General features: G+C 45.4%; 16 protein-coding genes and 1 pseudogene. 11 read left to right on the top strand and 6 right to left on the bottom strand.

The features are described 5' to 3' along the window. Nucleotides 1–17 precede the first annotated feature (17 nt). Nucleotides 18–380, top strand: a complete 363-nt coding sequence (locus tag IC230_RS02295) for a hypothetical protein (protein ID WP_191037344.1) — start codon at nucleotides 18–20, stop codon at nucleotides 378–380. 135 nt (nucleotides 381–515) lie between these two features. Then, nucleotides 516–1973: a Gfo/Idh/MocA family protein gene (locus tag IC230_RS02290; protein WP_191037343.1), complete on the top strand. Its 1458-nt coding sequence runs from the start codon at nucleotides 516–518 to the stop codon at nucleotides 1971–1973. 184 nt (nucleotides 1974–2157) lie between these two features. Here IC230_RS02290 and IC230_RS02285 read toward each other — a convergent pair whose 3' ends face one another. Beyond that, on the bottom strand, nucleotides 2158–2736 hold the full coding sequence (locus IC230_RS02285; RefSeq protein WP_191037342.1) for an RNA polymerase sigma factor: 579 nt from the start codon (nucleotides 2734–2736) through the stop codon (nucleotides 2158–2160). A gap of 208 nt (nucleotides 2737–2944) precedes the next feature. Here IC230_RS02285 and IC230_RS02280 point away from each other — a divergent pair, with 208 nt between their 5' ends. The 4 genes and pseudogenes from IC230_RS02280 to IC230_RS02265 all read left to right on the top strand — a co-directional run bounded on the left by IC230_RS02280 (nucleotide 2945) and on the right by IC230_RS02265 (nucleotide 6548). Beyond that, nucleotides 2945–3250 carry a (2Fe-2S) ferredoxin domain-containing protein gene (locus IC230_RS02280; protein WP_191037341.1) on the top strand — a complete coding sequence of 102 codons (306 nt, stop codon included), beginning with the start codon at nucleotides 2945–2947 and terminating at the stop codon, nucleotides 3248–3250. 99 nt (nucleotides 3251–3349) lie between these two features. Beyond that, the gene (locus tag IC230_RS02275) at nucleotides 3350–4039 is read left to right on the top strand and encodes a YjjG family noncanonical pyrimidine nucleotidase (protein WP_191037340.1); all 690 of its coding nucleotides are present in this window, start codon (nucleotides 3350–3352) and stop codon (nucleotides 4037–4039) included. Nucleotides 4040–4067: 28 nt separating this feature from the next. Then, a pseudogene (locus tag IC230_RS02270) lies at nucleotides 4068–5627 on the top strand (FAD-dependent oxidoreductase); the annotation flags it as partial. 141 nt (nucleotides 5628–5768) lie between these two features. Beyond that, nucleotides 5769–6548, top strand: coding sequence for a 3-hydroxyacyl-CoA dehydrogenase (locus tag IC230_RS02265; protein ID WP_191037338.1), 780 nt, complete (start codon nucleotides 5769–5771; stop codon nucleotides 6546–6548). 103 nt (nucleotides 6549–6651) lie between these two features. On the opposite strand, the gene IC230_RS02260 is transcribed toward IC230_RS02265, so the two are convergent. The 4 genes from IC230_RS02260 to IC230_RS02245 form a co-directional block, all read right to left on the bottom strand. Beyond that, a complete protein-coding gene (locus IC230_RS02260) occupies nucleotides 6652–9696 on the bottom strand; it encodes a TonB-dependent receptor (RefSeq protein WP_191037337.1) in 3045 nt (1014 codons plus the stop codon). Between the two features lie 207 nt (nucleotides 9697–9903). After that, nucleotides 9904–10800: an FKBP-type peptidyl-prolyl cis-trans isomerase gene (locus IC230_RS02255; protein ID WP_191037336.1), complete on the bottom strand. Its 897-nt coding sequence runs from the start codon at nucleotides 10798–10800 to the stop codon at nucleotides 9904–9906. A 195-nt stretch (nucleotides 10801–10995) separates the two neighbouring features. Beyond that, on the bottom strand, nucleotides 10996–11937 hold the full coding sequence (locus IC230_RS02250) for an FKBP-type peptidyl-prolyl cis-trans isomerase (RefSeq protein WP_191037335.1): 942 nt from the start codon (nucleotides 11935–11937) through the stop codon (nucleotides 10996–10998). Between the two features lie 93 nt (nucleotides 11938–12030). Beyond that, complete coding sequence (locus IC230_RS02245; RefSeq protein ID WP_191037334.1) at nucleotides 12031–12990, bottom strand: fasciclin domain-containing protein; 960 nt, start codon at nucleotides 12988–12990, stop codon at nucleotides 12031–12033. A gap of 280 nt (nucleotides 12991–13270) precedes the next feature. Here IC230_RS02245 and IC230_RS02240 point away from each other — a divergent pair, with 280 nt between their 5' ends. The 5 genes from IC230_RS02240 (at nucleotide 13271) to IC230_RS02220 (ending at nucleotide 19931) form a co-directional block, all read left to right on the top strand. Next, the gene (locus tag IC230_RS02240; protein ID WP_191037333.1) at nucleotides 13271–14008 is read left to right on the top strand and encodes an isoprenyl transferase; all 738 of its coding nucleotides are present in this window, start codon (nucleotides 13271–13273) and stop codon (nucleotides 14006–14008) included. Nucleotides 14009–14133: 125 nt separating this feature from the next. Continuing rightward, entirely contained in the window at nucleotides 14134–16725 is a 2592-nt protein-coding gene (gene bamA / locus IC230_RS02235; protein ID WP_191037332.1) for an outer membrane protein assembly factor BamA, read from the top strand. 118 nt (nucleotides 16726–16843) lie between these two features. Next, the gene (locus IC230_RS02230; RefSeq protein ID WP_191037331.1) at nucleotides 16844–17422 is read left to right on the top strand and encodes an OmpH family outer membrane protein; all 579 of its coding nucleotides are present in this window, start codon (nucleotides 16844–16846) and stop codon (nucleotides 17420–17422) included. Nucleotides 17423–17441: 19 nt separating this feature from the next. After that, the gene (locus IC230_RS02225; RefSeq protein WP_191037330.1) at nucleotides 17442–18116 is read left to right on the top strand and encodes an OmpH family outer membrane protein; all 675 of its coding nucleotides are present in this window, start codon (nucleotides 17442–17444) and stop codon (nucleotides 18114–18116) included. Between the two features lie 243 nt (nucleotides 18117–18359). Continuing rightward, on the top strand, nucleotides 18360–19931 hold the full coding sequence (locus IC230_RS02220; RefSeq protein WP_191037329.1) for a hypothetical protein: 1572 nt from the start codon (nucleotides 18360–18362) through the stop codon (nucleotides 19929–19931). Nucleotides 19932–20023: 92 nt separating this feature from the next. Here IC230_RS02220 and IC230_RS02215 read toward each other — a convergent pair whose 3' ends face one another. After that, nucleotides 20024–20893: an aldose 1-epimerase family protein gene (locus IC230_RS02215; protein ID WP_191037328.1), complete on the bottom strand. Its 870-nt coding sequence runs from the start codon at nucleotides 20891–20893 to the stop codon at nucleotides 20024–20026. Nucleotides 20894–20967 lie beyond the last annotated feature (74 nt).

Below are 20967 nucleotides of genomic sequence, written 5' to 3'. Positions count from 1 at the left end.
CATAAAACACACGTACTATGAACACCATCTCACAACTCCGTCTGGCCGTAATGACTCAATTATTTCTGGCCGCTTCGTTTAGCACACAGGCTCAAACCAAAAAAGAATCCTTAATCTCTAGTGAAGGATTCTGGGTTGTTGAAACCCCAGTCAAAAGTCGCCACTGCATCGTACGCTTTTATACGGATGAGCAGAAATTAATTTACGAAGAAACCGTAAATCGCTGCCTGAATATCGCTCGTAAACAAACCAAACGTCAATTGAACGTAGCATTGGAACAAGCTATGTTCGTTTGGAATGCTACGCACAAAGTACCAACAGATCGCCAGTGGGTAGCTAATTTGATAAAAAATAACTGCTGTTACGTCCCAACGGGTTAAAACTGGTCGTAAGAGATATAACTATATGCATTGCAACCGGCTTTAACCCGTTGGGACGTAATGGATATACGGGCGAGTGGGTAAATTGCTGTGTACGCTCACTTTGATACGTATACACGCAATTATTCGCTCTTCATGCAATCCAACAGACGCACGTTTATAAAAGGCATATCGGCCGCTTCAGCGCTGGTTGCTACTGAAAGTATCGCTAAGCCCTTCGGTTTTCCAGCCTATATTCCGAACCTGGCGAAAATCAGCCCCAACGACAAGATTCGTATTGCCACCATCGGTATGGGTATTCAGGGAAATTTCGATACGCAGGCGGCTCTACGTAATCCTGATGTTGAACTGGTCGGCGTAGCGGATCTCTACACCGGTCGACTCGAACACGCAAAAACGGCGTTTGGAAAAGATAAAGAACTCTTCACCACCCGAGATCATCGCGAAATTCTGGCTCGTCCGGATGTGGATGCGGTTCTGGTGGTTACGCCTGATCACTGGCACGATCACATTACTATTGCGGCCCTAAAAGCAGGTAAGCACGTCTATTGCGAGAAGCCAATGGTGCAGCATCTGAGCGAAGGCAAAGCCGTGATTGATGCCTGGAAAAAATCGGGAAAAACCATGCAGGTGGGTAGCCAGCGGATTAGTAGTGCCTCATTTCAGGAAGCAAAACGACTTGTTCAGGCGGGCGAAATTGGTGCGATCAACTACATTGAGTCGAACAGTGACCGCTTTAGCGCCATTGGTGCCTGGAATTATTCTGTCCCACCCGATGCGTCACCCCAAACTGTCGATTGGGATCGGTTCCTCGGCGACGCACCCAAGCGGCCGTTCGATGCTAACCGTTTTTTCCGCTGGCGGAATTATAAAGATTACGGTACGGGCGTAGCAGGCGATTTGTTTATCCACCTCATTACAGGCGTTCATTTTGTAACGAATACGCTGGGACCCACGCGCATTTTCTCGTCGGGTAATCTGGCCTACTGGAAAGACGGCCGCGATGTGCCCGATATCATGGCGTGTATTATGGATTATCCTAAAACTGACCAGCATGAAGCGTTTCAGATGGTGCTACGTGTCAATTTTGCCAATGCGGGTAAAATCAACGACGTAACACGCATCATTGGCAACGAAGGACAAATTGAGTTTTCGGAGAATAATCTCATCATGACGAAAAAGAAATTGCCAATAGCACCGGGTTATGGGGGTTACGACAGTTTCTTTACGTTCACTGAACCGGTACAGCAGGAATTCGTTAAGGGATACGATGCCAAATATCCGCCCGAAACACGTACTGCCGAACCTGTAAAAGAGGTGAAATTTACGGCTCCTAAAGATGACGATGCCCACGCTAAGCATTTTGGCGACTTTTTTGCCAATGTCCGCAGCGGTAGTCAGGGAACGCTCGAAGATCCTGTATTTGGTTTCCGGGCAGCCGCGCCGGTACTTGCCTGCAACGAAAGTTTCTTCGAGCAGAAAGTGGTGCATTGGGATCCCGTTACAATGACACAAAAGAAACTGGATAAAGTGCCTTCTACGCCAAAGAAGAAAATAATAGCATCGGCAAAGGGAACGAACCGCAAAACCTAGACAGCTGAAAGCCGCTTATCCGTAACGGATTTGTTTCAGTACTTGAGTAAAGGTCAACTAAGCTTCGATCTTGGTGCGCCCCCATCCGAATCAACTATTTATAGAAGCCATATGGACTATAAAGCGTTGATTCGGATGGGGGCGCACCAATGAAGGATGAAATCTATTTATGCCTAAGCACTTCTTATTGATCAATCTTTTGTGAAGACCGTAATTGCTGCATGGCTAAACGTAGCTTCTGTCTGGCCAATTTAACGGGTATATCGAGTGAGTTAGCAGCCTCTTCGGGCGTGCAATTTTTAAAGAGTACCTTATCTAGTAGTTCTTTTAATTGTAAATCAACGGACTGGGCAGAAGCACTGGTCAGCAGAGACATATTGGCTGACGGTGAACCAGAAACGGTAACCTTTCCTGACGTAGTAAGTTGAAAAGCTGATTGGTTTATGGCTTTACGTTTCTCCAGCGTGTCCAACGCCGTATTCCGGGCAATGAGCAATAGCCACGTAAACAAAGGCTGCTTTGCAGGTTGGAACTCGCTGATTTGTGAACGTACGTTTCTGAACGTTGCTTCGAGCAAGGGTAAGGCTTCGTTTTCATCACGGACAATCTTCACAATAACACCCAGCAGCATAGCAGCATATTGATCATACAAAGCCGAAAAAGCAGAGGTCGTATCCGTGTTTAATCCGTTCAAAAAATTCTCTCCATTACCTAAAGATTCTGAGCTGTTTATGGTTGGATGGATAATAAAAGTTTCGTTCACGCTACGTTCGTTTCAGGTGGGTTGATCCCAGACAGCTCGTACATAGAAAAGCCGCCCGGTAAATTCATGTATATACATGCTAACTAAGCAATAATTAATTTAGTTTTTTATTAATGCTGGGTTTTTATTCAATACATACGCTGATAAAATGAATAACCGTTGCATGGGCTTCATTATGTACCTTTGAATACGAATTCAACATGGTCTTATGAAATACAAAAAGCACGTTTTTATTTGCAACAATCAGAAAGCAGCGCCAAAAAAATCCTGTGGTGAGGCACACGGTAACGAATTAGTCGACGCGTTCAAAGCGGCCCTTGCCGAACGGGGCTTGCTTAAGGAAATGCGTGCCCAGCGAACAGGTTGTCTGGATGCCTGCGCGTTTGGTCCCACTTTAGTCGTTTATCCTGAAGGAACTTACTATGGAAATGTTCAGCTATCTGATGTTAACGAAATTGTTGATAGTCATTTAGTTAATAACCAGCCCGTTGAGCGACTAAAATTAGATTTTTAAGCCAGTATCGTCAGTCGATAGTCACCAGAACGAACAGTTCATCAAGGCTATTTATAACCTATAAATAACTATCGACTGACGACTATTGACTCTTTGACTATGTACAAACATCTCTTTTTTGATCTCGATCATACGTTATGGGATTTCGATCGGAATTCGGCAGAGTGTATTGCTGAGTTATTCGATACGTTCCGGCTGGCGGATGTAGGCATTCCTTCGTCCGAAGAATTTAGTCGACACTTTATCGCTATCAACCGGAAGTTATGGGCTGACTACGACAAAAATCTGATCGAGCATAGCTACATTCGACAGCACCGCTTCCCACTGGTCCTGCGCGCGTTAGGCATAGATGAGTCGGCCGTTCAGGTGGATCTCAATGTCGAATATTTGCGTCTTTTACCGCTTAAACCGCATTTGCTGGAGTCGGCTCGTGAAATCTTGGATTATCTGCAGGGGCGCTATATTTTGCACATCATCACGAATGGCTTCGCTGAAATCCAGGCGGTAAAGATGAACAGCTCTGAAATCGCTCATTACTTTACGAACGTCATTACCAGCGAGAAAGCGAATGCCAAGAAACCCGATCCACTGGTGTTTCAATATGCCATGGAAATCAGTAACGCTACGGTGTCAGAGAGCCTGATGATTGGTGATAATTATGAAGCGGATATTCTCGGGGCCAAAAGCGTAGGTATGGATACGGTTTTTTATAATCCGCAGGGAATGGTTGTAGACGACAAATCCACATACGACGTTCGCCACTGGAATGAACTTATAGACATTTTATAACCTCTATGTGAAAAGTCTGAACCCAGCTATGTATCACCTTTTTCGACCGTTTCTTCTCTGCTTCTGCCTTTCTTCTTTTCTGCTGCAGGCACAATCCATAAACGTTGATGTGTGTGTCTACGGTGGTACGTCAGCGGGCGTGATTGCGGCTTATTCAGCGAAGAAATCCGGTAAATCAGTTGTATTAATTGAGCCAGGAAAGCATCTCGGTGGCATGTCGTCGGGTGGATTAGGAGCGACCGATATTGGTAATAAACAGGCCATTACCGGTCTTTCACGAGGATTTTATCGACGTGTTGGTCGACATTACGGTCAGCCGGAGCAGTGGACATTTGAGCCACACGTAGCCGAAGCTGTATTCAATCAATATATCAAAGAAGCCGACGTACCAGTCTGGTATGAGTATCGGCTGGCATCCGCAAAAACGCAGAATAACCAGATTCAGGAGATTACGCTTGAATCGGCTCAGGCTGGAAATCCATCAGGAAACCGAACCGTTCGGGCGAAACAATTTATCGACTGCTCGTACGAGGGGGATCTGATGGCTAAAGCAGGCGTAGCGTATACGGTTGGTAGAGAATCGGCTAGTCAATACAATGAATCACTCAATGGGGTGCAGTTCCGGGATAAGCATCAGTTTCCGGATGGAGTCGATCCGTACGTGATTCCCGGAAAACCCGAGAGCGGTTTGCTGTGGGGAATCAGCACCGCTAAACTTGCCCCTAATGGCACGGCCGACCGGAATGTACAGGTTTATAATTTTCGCTTATGCTTTACGGATGATCCCGCTAACCGCATCCCCATTACGCGTCCCGAAGGCTACGATTCAACGAAGTATGAGTTGCTGTTACGTCAGATTGCCAAAAAAATGCCGAAGGAGTTGACCTGGAATCTGATGCACTTCGTGATGATGCCCAATCACAAAACTGACATCAATAACTGCGGAGGTTTCTCAACCGATATGATTGGCGCTAACTACGACTACCCGGATGGAAGCTACGCTCGTCGTGCTGAAATTATTCGTGAGCACGAACTATATACAAAAGGCTTTTTCTACTTCATCGGCCATGACCCACGGATGCCGAAACACCTGCGCGACGAAATGCTGCAATGGGGCTACCCGAAAGATGAATATGTCGATAATGACCATTTTACGCCCCAATTATATATTCGCGAGAGTCGTCGGATGATAGGGGAGTACGTAATGACGCAGGCAAACTGCGAAGGAAAAACGATTGTGTCAGATCCTGTTGGCATGGCCGCTTACACAATGGATTCGCATAACTGCCAGCGGTTAATTGTTGAGGGTCCGGGAGCCGTTGCTCAGGTACGTAATGAAGGCGATGTACAGGTTGGCGGATTTCCGCCGTATCCGGTTAGTTATCGAGCCATTATTCCAAAGCGCGGCAGTATTCAGAACCTTCTGGTACCGGTTTGTTTATCGGCCAGTCACATTGCGTACGGTTCTATCCGAATGGAGCCGGTTTTTATGGTACTGGGCCAATCGGCAGCACAGGCGGCTTGTCTGGCCATTGACAGCAAGAAAGCCGTTCAGGATATTGACGTACCGAAACTACAGCGCTTGATTCAGGCACAGAGTGATCAACTAGTTAAGTGAGTTTTTGACATGCTGACCGGTCCACCGGTGCGGAAGGAAGTATCTTCGCTAACAGCAGCTTATATTTCCAGCTACCGAAGATGCTTCCTTCGTCAGCATGACAAAAATTACATGCAAATCGCAAAATCAACGGCCATTGTTACCGGAGGAGCTTCGGGGTTGGGTGAGGCCACAACGCGTATGTTGGTTTCCAATGGAGCTAACGTAGTGATTCTTGATACGAATGATGAACGGGGTAACGCTCTGGCCGAAGAGCTAGGCTCAACCGTTCGATTCTGTAAAACCAACGTAACGGATGAGGCAGATGTACAGGCTGCTATCAATCTAGCCGTCGAAACCTTTGGCGGTTTACAGATCAACGTCAACTGTGCAGGTGTGGCTGAAGCTCGGAAAACGGTTGGCAAAGTTGATGGCGTTTATGGTGCGCATTCCCTAGCGGTTTTTCAAAAGGTCGTGTCCATTAACCTCATCGGTACGTTCAACGTTATCCGACTGGCGGCCCTTGCGATGGAACGTAATGAACCAAACCCGGAAGGAGAGAGGGGCATCCTTATTAATACAGCATCGGTAGCCGCCTACGACGGTCAGATTGGCCAGGCAGCTTACTCAGCATCAAAAGGTGGGATTGTCGGTATGACACTGCCTATTGCCCGCGATCTGGCCCGGTCCGGTATTCGGGTAATGACCATCGCGCCCGGTTTGTTCGAAACGCCGTTACTGGCCGGATTACCCGAAGACGCACGGTTGTCACTTGGCCAGCAGGTGCCCTTTCCATCACGGCTTGGCCGACCAACTGAATACGCGATGTTAGCTAAAAGTATCATCGAAAATCCAATGCTTAACGGCGAAGTAATTCGGTTAGATGGCGCAATTCGGATGGCCCCGAAATAAGTGTAGAGGTTCAGTGCGTGCGTACGTAGTTACCTATAAAAAAGAGTCGCCCATATGAGCGACTCTTTTTTATACTGATGACAACACGATACGTGCCAGTCAATTAAAACGTAAAGTTCAAACGAGCGAACAGGAATCGACCATTCTGCCCAAATTGAGACGTATTCCGTGAATACACGAACTGGTTTGAGTTAGAAAGATCAACAGTTGAAGCGGCTGCTCCATAAACGATATTACCATTCGCTTCTACGCCCGTTGGTCTTCTGGCCGATACTGGGCCGTAGTTTTTATCAGGGTAAATATCAAACAGGTTGTTGGCGCCAACTACTACTTTCAACGCAGGTACGACCTGATAACCGATTGACAAGTCCGTAATGACTCGTGCGCCCCAGACTGGATGCTCATTTTCAACAGCCTGGCCATTGACAACGATTGCACCGATCATGCCGTCTCCATTCACATCGACCGTATTTGGGTCGGTAACTTTACCGAAATACACGTTTCTGAGGAAGAAATCGAACTTATTCAATGTCAGAGTGTGACTCAGGTTAAATTTCACTCTTGGTACAGCTTCCTGTAGATACACTCTTGATGATTCAGAGTAATACCGGTTAATCTGACCATTATCAGCCAGAACCTGGGAAGCTTTAATACCGCCAACCTGCTTCGTTTGCGAAACTGTACCGGCTAAATCATTCCGTAACGTAACACCTCCACCAAACGTAGCTCGGTGCGTAATAACTAAATCAATACCCTTAGACTCTGTGTCGATCGCATTCGCAAAGAACGTAGCGGCTGTGGCGTTCGCCTGATCGAACAATTGCTGTAACGTAAGAGCTGGGCCGGTTACCGTACCACTTGGTCTTGAAAACTGATCCGTTAGAATCACGCGATCATTGATTCGAACAAAATAGCCATCAGCCGTAATCGTCAAATTCGCACTCGGTACTTTTGCCGTAAAGCCAGCGCTAATGCTTCTTGATTCTTCCTGTTTTAATCTCGGAATACCCAGTAATTCGGCCGGTCTGGATGCATTACTGAACGTACCTACTTCAAATGGCACACCACCTACAAATTGCGTAGAGGTTGAGTTAAAGTAAATCTGTGCCAAAGAAGGAGCCCGGAAACCTGTCGATGCCGCTCCGCGAATGTTGATGTTATCGGTCAGTTTATAGCGAGTCGCCAATTTGAAATTGGTTGTGCTACCGAAGTCCGAATAATTCTCGAACCGAACAGCACCTTCCACTAACCAACGGTTCGTTACGTCTAACTCAGCGTCGGCGTATACCGCCATGCTTTGGCGATTTGCGTTTTGGGTTTCCCGCTCATTTTCTGGTCTAAAACCTGGGAATACCTGTGCACCACCTGGGCGAGCAGCACCAAAGAAGTCAGACGGGGCAACCTGAGTTGATGTAGTGATTACCCTTCCGTTTATATCGTACCGGGCCCAGGAATTTTCATCGCCAGCCTTAATTCGGTAATTTTCAAAACGGCCTTCTGCGCCAAAAGCCAGGTTCAAGCCCGCCATTACGTCGAACTTACGACTCAGGTCGAAGTTAATGGTGTTTTGCTTGAAGTTCAGCCCACCCGCTTTGAACACCGTGGGCGAATTAGCTAACAACGTAGCATTGACGGTATTTTCAACGCCATAATTAAAGGTGTTCGAACCAAACGTATTGCTCAAGTCATAATTAAACGACCCTAGTTTGCCACGAAAACCTGCAGCAAACGAACCGTCAATAATTTCGGAATGAATCTCCGGTAAGAAACCATTGATGAAAATACCCGTATAAGCGCGTGCCTGGTTAGGTGTTCTGAAGAAACCAGCCGCATCACCTGTCCGACGACCGTAGCCACCAAACGCATAGAACTCGTGGTTTTCGTTGATTGGGATAGCCGAGTTAGCGAAAAACTGGATGCTTTGCAGGTTCGACTGACCAACGCGCATGCTGTAATCTCCTCTTGTTAATCCGCGAGCGGCTAACTCATTATCCGTTACGTCGGTAGCCAGAATAGATTGAAGACCGGTTAGAGTAGTTGCTCCGGCAATGCTTGCCTGGGTCGCTGCGTCGAAATACGTTACCCCTAAAGCATTTCTCTTGATAGAAGCCAGATCAGTGGGTAACGTATTGACATTACCACCTGCCTGTAAGGTTCTGTATTCGATTGCATTGTAGCGGTTCAGCAAAGCCGCTGTGTTGGGCAGTGCACGGCTTGTTGAGTTACGCATCTGTGCCGAACCCGTAACATTGATGAAGCCTGCTTTACCGATACGCACACCGTAGTTCGCATCGATCTGGACGTTTCCGCCGTCCATACCCCCTTTGAAGTTATTGGAGCCTTGTGAAAAATTACCACCACCAAACACGGATAACGCTAATTTGCCCGTCGCTTCTTTCATTTTCACGTTGATGATCCCGGCAATGGCATCTGAACCATACTGAGCCGAAGCACCATCCCGTAAAACTTCGATCCGATCAATAGCAAAAGCCGGAATCGCATTTAAGTCAGTACCGACCGAACCACGACCGGGCGTACCGTTCACATTCACCAATGACGACGTATGTCTTCTTTTGCCATTCAGCAACACCAGTACCTGATCAGGACCTAAACCGCGTAGCTGAGCAGGGTCAATGTGGTCAGTACCATCAGCTACCGTTGTTGTATTGGACGTGAACGAAGGCGCAACCATGTTCATAATCTGATTCAGGTTGTTCTGCGGAGCCTGGGTTGTCAACTGCTGAATGCTGATAATATCAACAGGCACCGGACTTTCCGTTTTCACCCGACCGGCACTTCTGGTTCCCGTTACCACCACTTCGCTTAATGACGCTGTTGATTCCGAAAGGGCAACGTTTATGGTTTCATTTCCTGTGACATTTACAGTAACAGTCTGGGTTTCGTAGCCGACAAAACTAACCCGCAGCGTATAACTTCCCGGATTAACTTTTACGGTAAAATCGCCATTGGCATCGGCTGTTGCGCCAATGTTGGTATTGGCTACTACGATCGTTGCTCCTGGAATACCAGCTTTAGTTTTGACATCTGTTACGTGCCCCTGAATGCCCTGGGCTAATGCAGCAGTGAGGGTGAGCAACCAAAGGGCTCCACTCAGCAGAAAACGATTCAATTTGTATTGATTAGACATAAAAAATAAAGTTAATAAGCGCGCAAGTTAAGTTAAAATTAAGTATGTAACCAAAGTGAGGTTATATTATTTGGAGATGAATGGCTTTAGCCAAAGATTAAGCTGATTTCGTATCATTTTCCTTAGACGCGCATTTTCTGATTCGTCTCAAAAAAATGCCTGTATTCATCAGAATACAGGCATTTTTTTGAGCTATTTTTCAGCAGACTATTGCACTGAAACTAGTTCTATATCGAAGCGCATTGGAGCATAAGGCGGAATCTGCTGATAGCCTGTAGTACCATATCCGATTTTTGACGGTAAAATAATTGTTGCCTTTTCGCCGACTTTTAATTTAGACAAGCCCTCATCGAAGCCAGCGATAGATTTTCCAATTGTAGTTGGATACGTACCTGTACCGGTACTGTCGAAGGCCGATACAGATCGTAATAACTTACCTTTGTATTTGACGATAAGTGTTTGGGTTGCTGTTGGTGTGGCTCCTGTGGAATTATCGAGTGTTTTAATGAAACGTAAGCCACTGCTGGTTACTTCTGTTGGCGTCAGCTTATTCGCCGTCATATACTCGTTGATTTGCTGATCTTCGGTCCGGGCACGCTTAAGTGTTACGTCGAATCGTACAGGCGAATTGGCCGGGACTAGTCCGTTGTAAGCAGACTGGTTGCCGAATGCAAGGAGAGAAGGGAGCAATAAAACGGCCTGATCACCTTCATGCATATACATCAACCCTTCGATTAACCCCGAATTACTCTCTGTAAGCGGACCATACAACGAGGTCGTAGCATAAGTTGAATCTACTTTTCGATCAACTATAACAGAGGGATTGCCCGTACTTTTTGTTAACGAATACAACGTATAATTGAGCTCAACTTCTTGGCCAATTGCGGTTGCTATGGATGAGTTACTGGGTTTCGATATGGCGTAATACAGCCCTGTGTTTGTTGACTTGCCGTTTAAGCCTTTGCTAGCGGCATAGGTACTTATATCCGCTAAATTTGACTGATAAATAGCGTTTGTATCCGTACTGGGATCAATGTTGTTCGTGCAGGCTGCTATTGTACCGAGCGCCAATGCACCAAAAATAAATGAATGAAGCTTACGCATAAGATAGAGGAAACAAATAGTACTACGCTTACTGACCCGAAAATGTGGCAAAGCGCTGGAATCTTAGTGATAAAATTTATTTATAAAACGGCTAATGGGAACAATCAATTAACCTCTTTGATTACGACCACCGTTTCGCTTTTATTGCCTTATAGATTAGTTTATTATTCATAAAGTACTGATTATAAGACGATTTTATTGTATCGAAACTATTTCTACATCGTACCGTAATGGTGCATTGGGTGGAACAATATACGTTCCATTAGTAGCTAGAGTGCCTACTGTTGTGTAGCCTTGAGAGGAGGGAAAAATTAACGTTGCTTTCTCGCCCCGTCTAAGTTTTGCTAAGCCTTCATTCACCCCAGCAGCCGGAAACCGTCCCACCGTGAAAGAAACAGTACCAGTTCCTGTATTCTCGAAAGGAGTTGTAGATCGCAGAAGCAGCCCTGTGTATCTAAGAGTAATTGTTTGATTGGTGGTTGGTAACTTGTTGGTGGTTGTGTCGGTAACGGATGCCGTTTTAATAAATCGTAATCCAGTAGACGTTGTCTGTGTAACCGTCAGGTTATTCTGAGCGATGTATTCTGTAATCTGCTGATCTTCCGTACGGGTTCGTTTCAACGTAATATCGTACCGTACGGGCGAATTAGCCGGAACGTTCCCGTCCGGAGAGATGGCATTGCCAAAAGCCAGTGCTGACGGAATCAGCAGTGTAACCTGGTCGCCTTCATGCATAAGTTGGAAACCTTCCTGTAAGCCTGACTTTAGGGAACCGGCGAAGAATGGATAGAAAATGGAAGTAGTCGCATAGGCTGAATCAATTTTCCGATCGGTAACACCAGTAGTGACAGTGGTATTACTGGGGCCATTCAGAACATAGAGCGTATAATTAAACTCAAGCTCCTGGCCGTAAGCAGGCACTACAGTTGAAGAGGTTGGCTTATTGAATACGTAATAAAGTCCTGAAGTCGTCATGGTTCCAGACAAACCTTCGCTCGTGGCATAGGTCATAATATCCGTTTTATTTGAATCTAACGTAGCGGCAGCCGTAGTAGACTCAGGATCAACACTTGTACTACAAGAGCTCAAACAGCCAATCAGGGCAGCAAAAAGAATCAAAAAAGAAAGTTTATACATGGATCGAGAATAACTTAACCAATTCAACTAGTTACTGACCCTTCTCTGCTAAAAAGAGTTGGATTACATCTGGGCAATCAATCCAGTAAATCATCAGGGTTGCAATACTTTATCAATAACGTGAATCAAGCCACTCGTGGTGGGTATATCGGCCTGCCTGATTGTGGCGAATGTTGCATTTCGATTGCCTTTTAGGGTTATCTGATTTGGTGCAACAGTCACGGTAAATTTATTAGTATTGAACAACGACGTAAGAGTACCCGTCTTCAATTGATTAGAGAATAGAACTCCCGACGTAACATGATATAAAAGCGTATTCGCCAGCGTCTGTTGATCGGCCGATTCGATGGCTGTTATCGTATTATATCGGCTATCCGCCTTAAAAGCCTCATCATTTGGAGCGAAGACGGTTACCGTATTTGTGGATGATGAATTATTAAGGGTTGCCAGCAAAGTCGGATTACTGGTACCGATGCGCTTAACTGCTGCCGCTAAGAACGTTAAGTTTGGATTACTTTGGATAGTAGTGAGCAGATTTCCAGCGGAGGGCGTTAGTAGGCGATTAACTTTGTGGATATAGCCATTCGCTGTGACCAGGTCAGGCTGCGTTAACTTCGCATTGTTGATATAAATAGTCCCGTCATTGCTTTTAGTAAAAAAGGCAATGCCTTTCCCAACTGTTTCTACGGCATTGAACCCTGACGGAATTTGTGCCGACGTAACTGAACCATAGAGCACGTGATATAGCATCATGGAGCGCACCTGATCCCTGGACAACGATTGAATGGATGATATACTGCCAAATCCTGAAGCCTGAAAAGCAGAATCTGTTGGCGCAAATAGCGTTAGATTTCCTGATTTAAGGGCATCGCTAACGCCCGCGTAGGCAAGAGCGACCCGTAATAAACTAAACTGGCTATCTTCCAGAACCCGGTCAGGAATGGTTTGGGGGGCCGCCACCGTATCATCACCTTTTTTACAACTTACCGCAACCAGCAGCAACAAAGCAAGGATAGAAATCCGGCCAGGTAGCCCCGAAAATGAAGTCATCATATAACGTAGCAAATCAAATAACAGGCTTGTACCCACAAAACGTACTATAAGCCTGATTTATGGTTCCTTAGCTACAAAGATACGAGAGATAGTTCGTGCGTTGGTATAACAGCATTGACTTCCAGCATCCGAAACCCTCCGCAAGCATTGGTTTAAAATCGAAAGCCGATGCTATTTATTCGATTATTTGCGCTGGGTTTCAACGTAGCGGTCCTAAAGACCGACTAAATTTGCGTATCTTCGCGGTCTTGTTAATTCTTGTTAAAACTCCCCTACTGGGATGAAGGAACACATTGACCCGAGCAATCTGCCTAAGCACATAGCCGTTATCATGGATGGAAACGGACGCTGGGCCAAACGGCAGGGAGCAGCCCGGGTATTTGGCCACCGAAATGCGATTAAGGCTGTGCGTGAGGTAACGGAAGGCTGCGCTGAATTAGGGGTAAAGTATCTGACACTTTATGCCTTTTCAACGGAAAACTGGAATCGTCCGAAGTACGAAGTCGATGCGTTGATGACCTTGTTGGTGCATACGATTCGGGGAGAAATCAAAACGCTGATGGACAATAACGTGCGGCTGACGACAATCGGAAATACCGAAAGTCTCCCCACCGATTGTCAGCGCGAATTAGCCGAGGCCATGCGTGAAACACAGAGTAACAACGGTCTCACGCTGGTATTGGCTCTTAGCTATAGTGGGCGCTGGGATATTCTGGAAGCTGCCCGGCAACTGGCAGCCGAAGTACGCGACGGAAAACTGACACCGGATCAGATCGACGAGACGGTGTTTAGCCACCATCTTGCTACAGATGGTATGCCTGAACCTGAGCTGATGATCCGAACGAGTGGCGAAATGCGCATCAGTAATTTCATGCTCTGGCAATTGGCCTACGCTGAGTTTTACATGCCCGAAGTACTCTGGCCCGATTTCCGCAAAAACCATTTATATGAGGCCATTCTGAATTATCAACAGCGCGAACGTCGGTTTGGTAAAACCAGCGAACAATTAGTTAAGTAAAAATGAAATTCGGTCTGACGTAAGAATGGGGTAGCCGCCTAACGTAATAAATTAAGCCGGGCTGATTCCAACCTTGTCCTCTCAAAACGAATCCTGACAACCAACAACATAATACGTAACGAAACTTGGAACACCGTATAAAAGTCATATTGAGTGCCGTTTGCCTATTCTTCAGTCTGTTACCCGCAACTGTCCAGGCTCAGGTACGTGTAGGGGTGGGCGTACCAACGGAAACTCCGGTTAGTGGTGATGAATTATTGAACTACGCCAGTCCTAAAGAATATGAAATTGCTGGGCTAACCATGACGGGTACCCGCTACTTAGATCCAAATTCACTGGTCTCACTGGCTGGATTAAAAGTTGGTGATAAAATTCGCATTCCGGGCGAAGCCATTGGCTCGTCAGTGCGAAAACTGATGGAGTCAGGCTTGCTGGACAACGTTGAATTGTTTGCCAACCATGCCGGTGAGGGGAAAGTGACGCTGATGTTTCGGGCGCAGGAGCGGCCCCGACTTTATCGGGTCAATTTTATGGGTGTCAAAAAAGGCGAGCAAGACAACCTAAAAGATAAAGTGAAGCTCAATCTGGGTAAGATCGTAACGAACACGATCACCAAGAATACTCAAATGGCTGTTCGCAAGTTTTTTGTCGATAAAGGGTATTTGAATACTAAGGTTAAAATAACCACAATCCCCGACAGCACGCGCAACAACGCCACCATGCGCGTATTGGTCGACAAAGGACAAAAAGTTAAAATTGCTAAAATAAACTTCGAAGGGCTTAATGAAGTCGATGAGTCGGCGGTGCGCATGAAGATGAAAGGCACCAAAGAAATGCGATTTGGCCGTTTATTTACCCCCTCAAAGTTCGTTCCGAAAAAGTACGAAGAGGATAAGCAGAAGTTGTTAGAATATTATAACAAACTTGGCTATCGTGACGCTACAATTGAACACGATACAGTAATCGGCAACGGCGGTAATACCATCAGTATCAACATGAAGTTGAACGAAGGCCGTCAATACTATTATCGGAAAATCGATTTTTCGGGTAATTATCTGTATACGGCCGATCAACTCCGACAGGTGTTGGGTGTAACCAAAGGCGACGTTTATAATCCTGAGGATTTGGAAAAGCGGATGAATGGTAATCCCGGTCAAGATCTGAGTTCACAGTATATGGATCTAGGCTATCTGTATTATAATGCTCAACCTGTTGAAAAAGCCATTGATGGCGACTCAATCGATCTGGAAATTCGCATCTTCGAAGGAAAGCAGGCAACGATTAACCGCGTTATTCTCAACGGTAATACAAAAACCAGTGATCACGTAGTAATGCGTACTGTTCGGACGTTGCCAGGACAGAAATTTTCAAAAACAGCTTTGATACGTACCCAGCGCGAACTTGCTACGTTGGGATACTTCGATCCGGAAAAAATCGGTATCAATCCCGTGCCGCAGAACGATGGTACGGTGGATATTGAATATACGGTTGAAGAAAAACCATCCGATCAGATTGAATTGTCAGGTGGTTGGGGTGGTTACGTCGGCTTTGTCGGTACGCTCGGTCTGACGTTCAATAACTTCTCGGCGCGTAACATTCCTAACTTCAGTGCGTGGCGTCCGCTGCCGGCTGGTGATGGTCAACGTGTACAATTGCGCTTTCAGGCCAACGGAAGTCAGTATCAGGTGTATTCGTTATCGTTTACCGAGCCCTGGCTTGGTGGTCGTAAACCGAATGCATTCTCGGTCAGCGCTAGCCATACGGTCTATAAGACCTTCTATGATCCATCAAATCCATACAGTATTTACCAATCGTTGAAAGGTCGTACCCCAACGGGTTCCTATACGAATACAGCGCTTACGGTTGGATTGGGTCGTCAGTTGAAAGTCCCTGATGATTATTTTAGCTTGAGCCACTCGATCTCTTATCAGCGGTATGACCTGAACAACCTTGATTTGTTTTATATCAACTATCGGAACGGGATTTCGAACAACATTACGTTCAATACAACCCTGTCACGGAATAGCATCGACAATCCGCAGTTTCCACGTAATGGATCATCATTTACGCTAAGTGGATCGTTTACACCGCCGTATTCAGCGTTTAAAACAACCAATGAAAGTGCTAAGCCGGAGGATAAGTATAAGTTTGTGGAATACCATAAATGGATGTTCGATGCCAGTTGGTTCCAGACTGTATTTGGTAAACTGGTGTTGAATACGCGCGCTCACTTAGGTTTCTTAGGCAGCTATAATAAACGTACCGATATTGGTCCTTTTGAGCGGTTTGTATTAGGTGGATCAGGTTTGGCTGGGCAAGGGCAATTCGCGCTGGCTCAGGATATTATTGGTCTACGTGGCTACGACGACCGTAGTGTTTATACCGCTGACTATAACCGCAGTTCTGATGCAACTGCCCGTAGCCAGGGTGGGGTTGTTTATAACAAATTCGTTGCTGAATTGCGTTATCCTGTTTCGTTGAATCCATCGGCTACGATCTTCGTACTGGGCTTTCTGGAAGCGGGTAATAACTGGGGCACGTACAAACAGTATAATCCGTTTGATCTAAAAAAGTCAGCGGGCTTTGGTGCTCGGATATTTATGCCTGCTTTTGGATTGATCGGGATTGATTACGGGTATGGCTTCGATACGATTCCGGGGGTGAAAGACAAAGCCTCTGGTCAGTTCCACTTCACGATTGGGCAGCAGCTCAGATAAGATTTGAGAATGGTGAACGTTTTAATCTAAGAAACCTATAAGGTCTTAATAACCTTATAGGTTTTAATAACCATTCCTGAAAATCAATCACTTCCTGCAAAAAATGACTGGCTACGTAATGAAAAAAGCCTTATTTTTCGTACTTTTGTCCGCTGTTTGGTCAGTAACCCCTGCTCACGCACAGAAGTTTGGTTACGTTGATACCGAGTTCATTCTAGGTAAAATGCCCGAGTATCAAAAGGCACTGACCGAAATCGACAAGTTTGCTGAGAAATGGTCAAAAGATATTCAGGACAAGTACGTCGAGATTGACAAGTTGCAAAAGTCATACCAGGCAGAAGAAATTTTGCTGACTGAGGATATGAAGCGTGATCGACAACGTGTGCTCAGCGAGAGAGAACGAGAGGCTCGAGACTATAACAACAAAGTATTTGGCTATCAGGGCCTCTTATACGAGAAAAAAAAGGAACTGATGAAGGTGCCAATGGATATGGTGAACCGAGCCGTTGAAAAAGTAGCACTTCAAAAAAAGCTGGATTTTATTTTCGATAAAGCTTCCGATTTTGTTATGCTCTACACGAACCCTCGGCACGATTACTCAGACTACGTAATGGAAGAGCTTGGATTAGAGATTAAACCAACGGCTACCAACGGCAATCCAACAAATACAAACAAAGCAACCACAAATCCTAAGTAATACAAACAATCAATTCGAAATGAAGAAAAACCTCGTCATGGCGTTTGCTGCAGCTCTTCTGATGGGCGGTTTAAACGCACAGGCACAAGCCCCAACTGCAGCCCCTGCTACGACTACCGCAGCAGCTGGACCGCTTAAGTTAGGCTATACGAACATTGATTACGTTCTGTCGCAAACTCCTGAAGCAAAAGACATCCAAAATCAGCTTACGATTCAGCGTACACAGTCAGAAAACGAACTGAAACGGATGCAGAAAGAACTTCAGGATAAATATGAAGCCTATGAAAAAGGCGCAGCTCAGATGTCGGACGTTATCCGCAAAGATCGCGAAACCGAACTTCAGGGTCTTCAGACTCGGATTCAGGAGTTTGGTCGGACGGCTGAGCAATCCCTGCAAACGAAGTATCAGCAATTGGTAAATCCCGTAGTACAGAAAATTCAGAAGGCTATTGATGCTGTGGCGAAAGAAAGCGGCTATCAGTACGTATTTAACCTGGATGCTGGTGCCAACACGATTCCTATCTTGCTGGTAGCACCTGAAGAAAACAATATTACGGAGTTAGTATTGAAAAAATTAGGTATAGACCCCGCCAAGGCAGCTGCTGCAGCTAAACCAGCTACAACAGGTGGTGGCACACCGACAGCAACCAAGCCTACGACGGGTGCTGGTGCAACAACGCCTAAGAAAAACTAACTGATTGAAATCAGTAAAATTTAGGGTCGCTTTCTATCTCAGAAAGCGACCTTTTTTTGGTCCGTGTTCAGTACATTGTTACTTTCAGCATGAAAACTACGTTCTTGGAAAAATGTAATTATATTTAGATGATACCAGATTTTTTCTAAGAAAAATAGTAAAACAAGCAGATAGATTTACTGAGACAAAATCTTCGGACCTACTTTTACGTTTTTCAAAACAGACCACCTTCCAACATCATATATGAACCGAACTGCCGGTGTAATAGTATGGATACTAATGATCGTTACGGTCATCGACACCCATGCGCAGGATTCCAAATCATTACAATTTGTATTTCCCACACAAACTAATTGGAACGTTGTAGCCGAAGGCAACACCGTTCGACTTGACCTGAAGACGAATAGTCCTTCTACTGATACGTTACGGTTTTCGTTTGGGTCTGACAAGCAGGAAGGGATGCAGCTTGACTCATTGGGCCATTTTAGCTGGACGCCTGGCTTTGATTTGGCTGATCGAATTCAGACTACCAAAATATATCCTGTGAGTTTTGACGTGCGGAACCAACGCGGGCAGACAGCTTCTCATACCGTAGACTTTAAAGTGGTACACGTAAACCGCCCACCTTCAATTGGTGAATTACGCCCGTTTTATGTGAGCTATAAGACGCTTAACACCTATAAGCTGGACTCGCAGGTGGTTCGTGATGAAGACGGTGATCCCCTTGTGTTTATTCCGATTGCTGATCAGATGCCAGAAGGCAGTAAGCTTTCTTCACAGGGTGAACTAACCTGGACACTGTCGTTAAATCAATTTAATAAACTTAAGCAGGCGCCCCAGTATATCGAATTTTGGGTAGAAGATCAGCCTGCTAAATCGCGTACCAAAGGCCGTTTAAAAGTAGAAGTTACCCAAATGGATTTGCCGCCTGACATTACGGTTATTCCAGAGGAAAAACACTATAAGCTGCGTGAAAATGCAACAGTTAATCTGAAATTTTATCTTTCAGATCCAAATGGAGAAGATGATGTTGCTAACTTCGGGTTTTTGTCTGACAATCAACAGATTCCGAAGAGTGCACTTGTGAAAAATACAGATAACCAGTATGAGTTTATCTGGCAACCTGGCTACGATTTTGTAAAAGACCCTTATGATTCGCTTGGTGTTCAGATCACATTTTATGTACTCGATAAAGCGCAGAATCGTGCCGAACGGCGAATTACATTTACTGTGCTGAATACCGTAAATGAGGCTGAGAAAGATCGATATTATTATGTACAGTACCGCCAACTGCTGGTTCAGGCCTGGGGACTGGTAGAACAATTAAGTGAGAAAGAAGAACAGCTGAAACACGATTATAAAAGAGCTAAGGGTGGTAAACGCAATCGGTCGGTAGCGAATGCATCGCTAGGAGCAGTTACAGGAGTATCACCAGCTATAACAAGTAATGATCCCGGCTCTCAGAGAATTATCTCAGCCGTTGGTGGTACAGCTGTGCTAACTATGGGTACACTTGAAGCTACAGAGGTCATTGGTAAATCAATGAAAGATTTACTCGATCGTTATAATTACGTTTTAGGAAAGAAAGCTGAGCTACAAAATAAGGGTGATGTATTTGCTCGTGAATTTTCTCTGAAATCTACTCGACGTAATGGTGAGTTTATTAAGAGAATGGATGATTTCCGGAACGCAATGAGCTTAAGTGGTTTAGTCGCCTTAGAACTGGACGCGAATTGGCAGAGTAAGAAAGAAGCAACTGATAAAGCCATTAAACGAACATTTAAAGACTTTACTGTGTTGGATGAAACGCAGTAGAACCCTTCTGAGAATTAGCTTACATAAATACCCCCAGATAAAACGGTTATCAAACCATTTTATCTGGGGGTATTTATGTAAGGAGTATTTATCTAACGGACGGTGATTGAAAATGAAGCCTCGAACACCTTTCCTATTTCGATCTGCTGGATCGCTTCTTTTTGCTGAATAGGTTTCGGTTGGCCTTCGCTGTCAGCGCAGCCAAGCCAGGGTTCAATGCAAACGAACGGCGCACCAGGTTTAGCCCATAAACCCAGGTATGGAAAATCCTGATAGTTAACCGTCACGCTACGATCATGTTTGTCACTTCGAAGCGTTACGCTTCGAGATTTCAGATCTTTGAAAACCAGGGCGTCCTGATCAAATAAGTGCTCCGTTAAAGGTAGCTGAAGCCCTTGTGTTGGAATAGCCTTTGTCTCACCCGTAAAATATCCACCGGAGGAAAGCATGTGGGTCTCTAAGGATTCAGGCTGCTCGAATTCGATAAAATAATCGTCATACGTTTCATTCACGTGAAATGGAACAGCGAAAGCGGGATGCGCCCCTACGGAAAAGAAAAGAGTCTTCTCATCGTCGTTGACTATCCGATACGTAACGGTCAAACGGGATTCGATGAGTTCGTAGATAATCTGAAACTCGAATTCATAGGGGAAATGAACGCGTGTTACGTCGCTGGAACGTAATGAGAAAATGGCGTGCGTTGTCGTGGATTCAGTCGTCTCAAAAATTGACTGTCTGGCAAACCCATGGCGTTCTATGGGATATGTTTTACCATCAATCAACAGTTGATTATTTAAACAACCCCCTACCACTGGAAACAAGTTAGGGGCATGCCAACCCCATATGGATGGATCAGCTTGCCAGAGGTGTTGAATACCGCTTGGCTTATGATAAATAGAAGTCAGTTCAGCACCTTTCGGTCGGATTGAAACGCGGAGGAGGTCGTTTTCTAAAGTAGTCATGGCGTCAAAAATAACAAAAGCCACCCAATGTTGGGTAGCTTTTGTTGATTCAACGGCCATCGGGTTTTGGCCAG

Source organism: Spirosoma validum (assembly GCF_014699035.1).
Taxonomy (GTDB): domain Bacteria; phylum Bacteroidota; class Bacteroidia; order Cytophagales; family Spirosomataceae; genus Spirosoma; species Spirosoma validum.
Note: the sequence above shows the minus strand (reverse complement) of the source record. Positions and strands in the feature narration are given on the sequence as shown.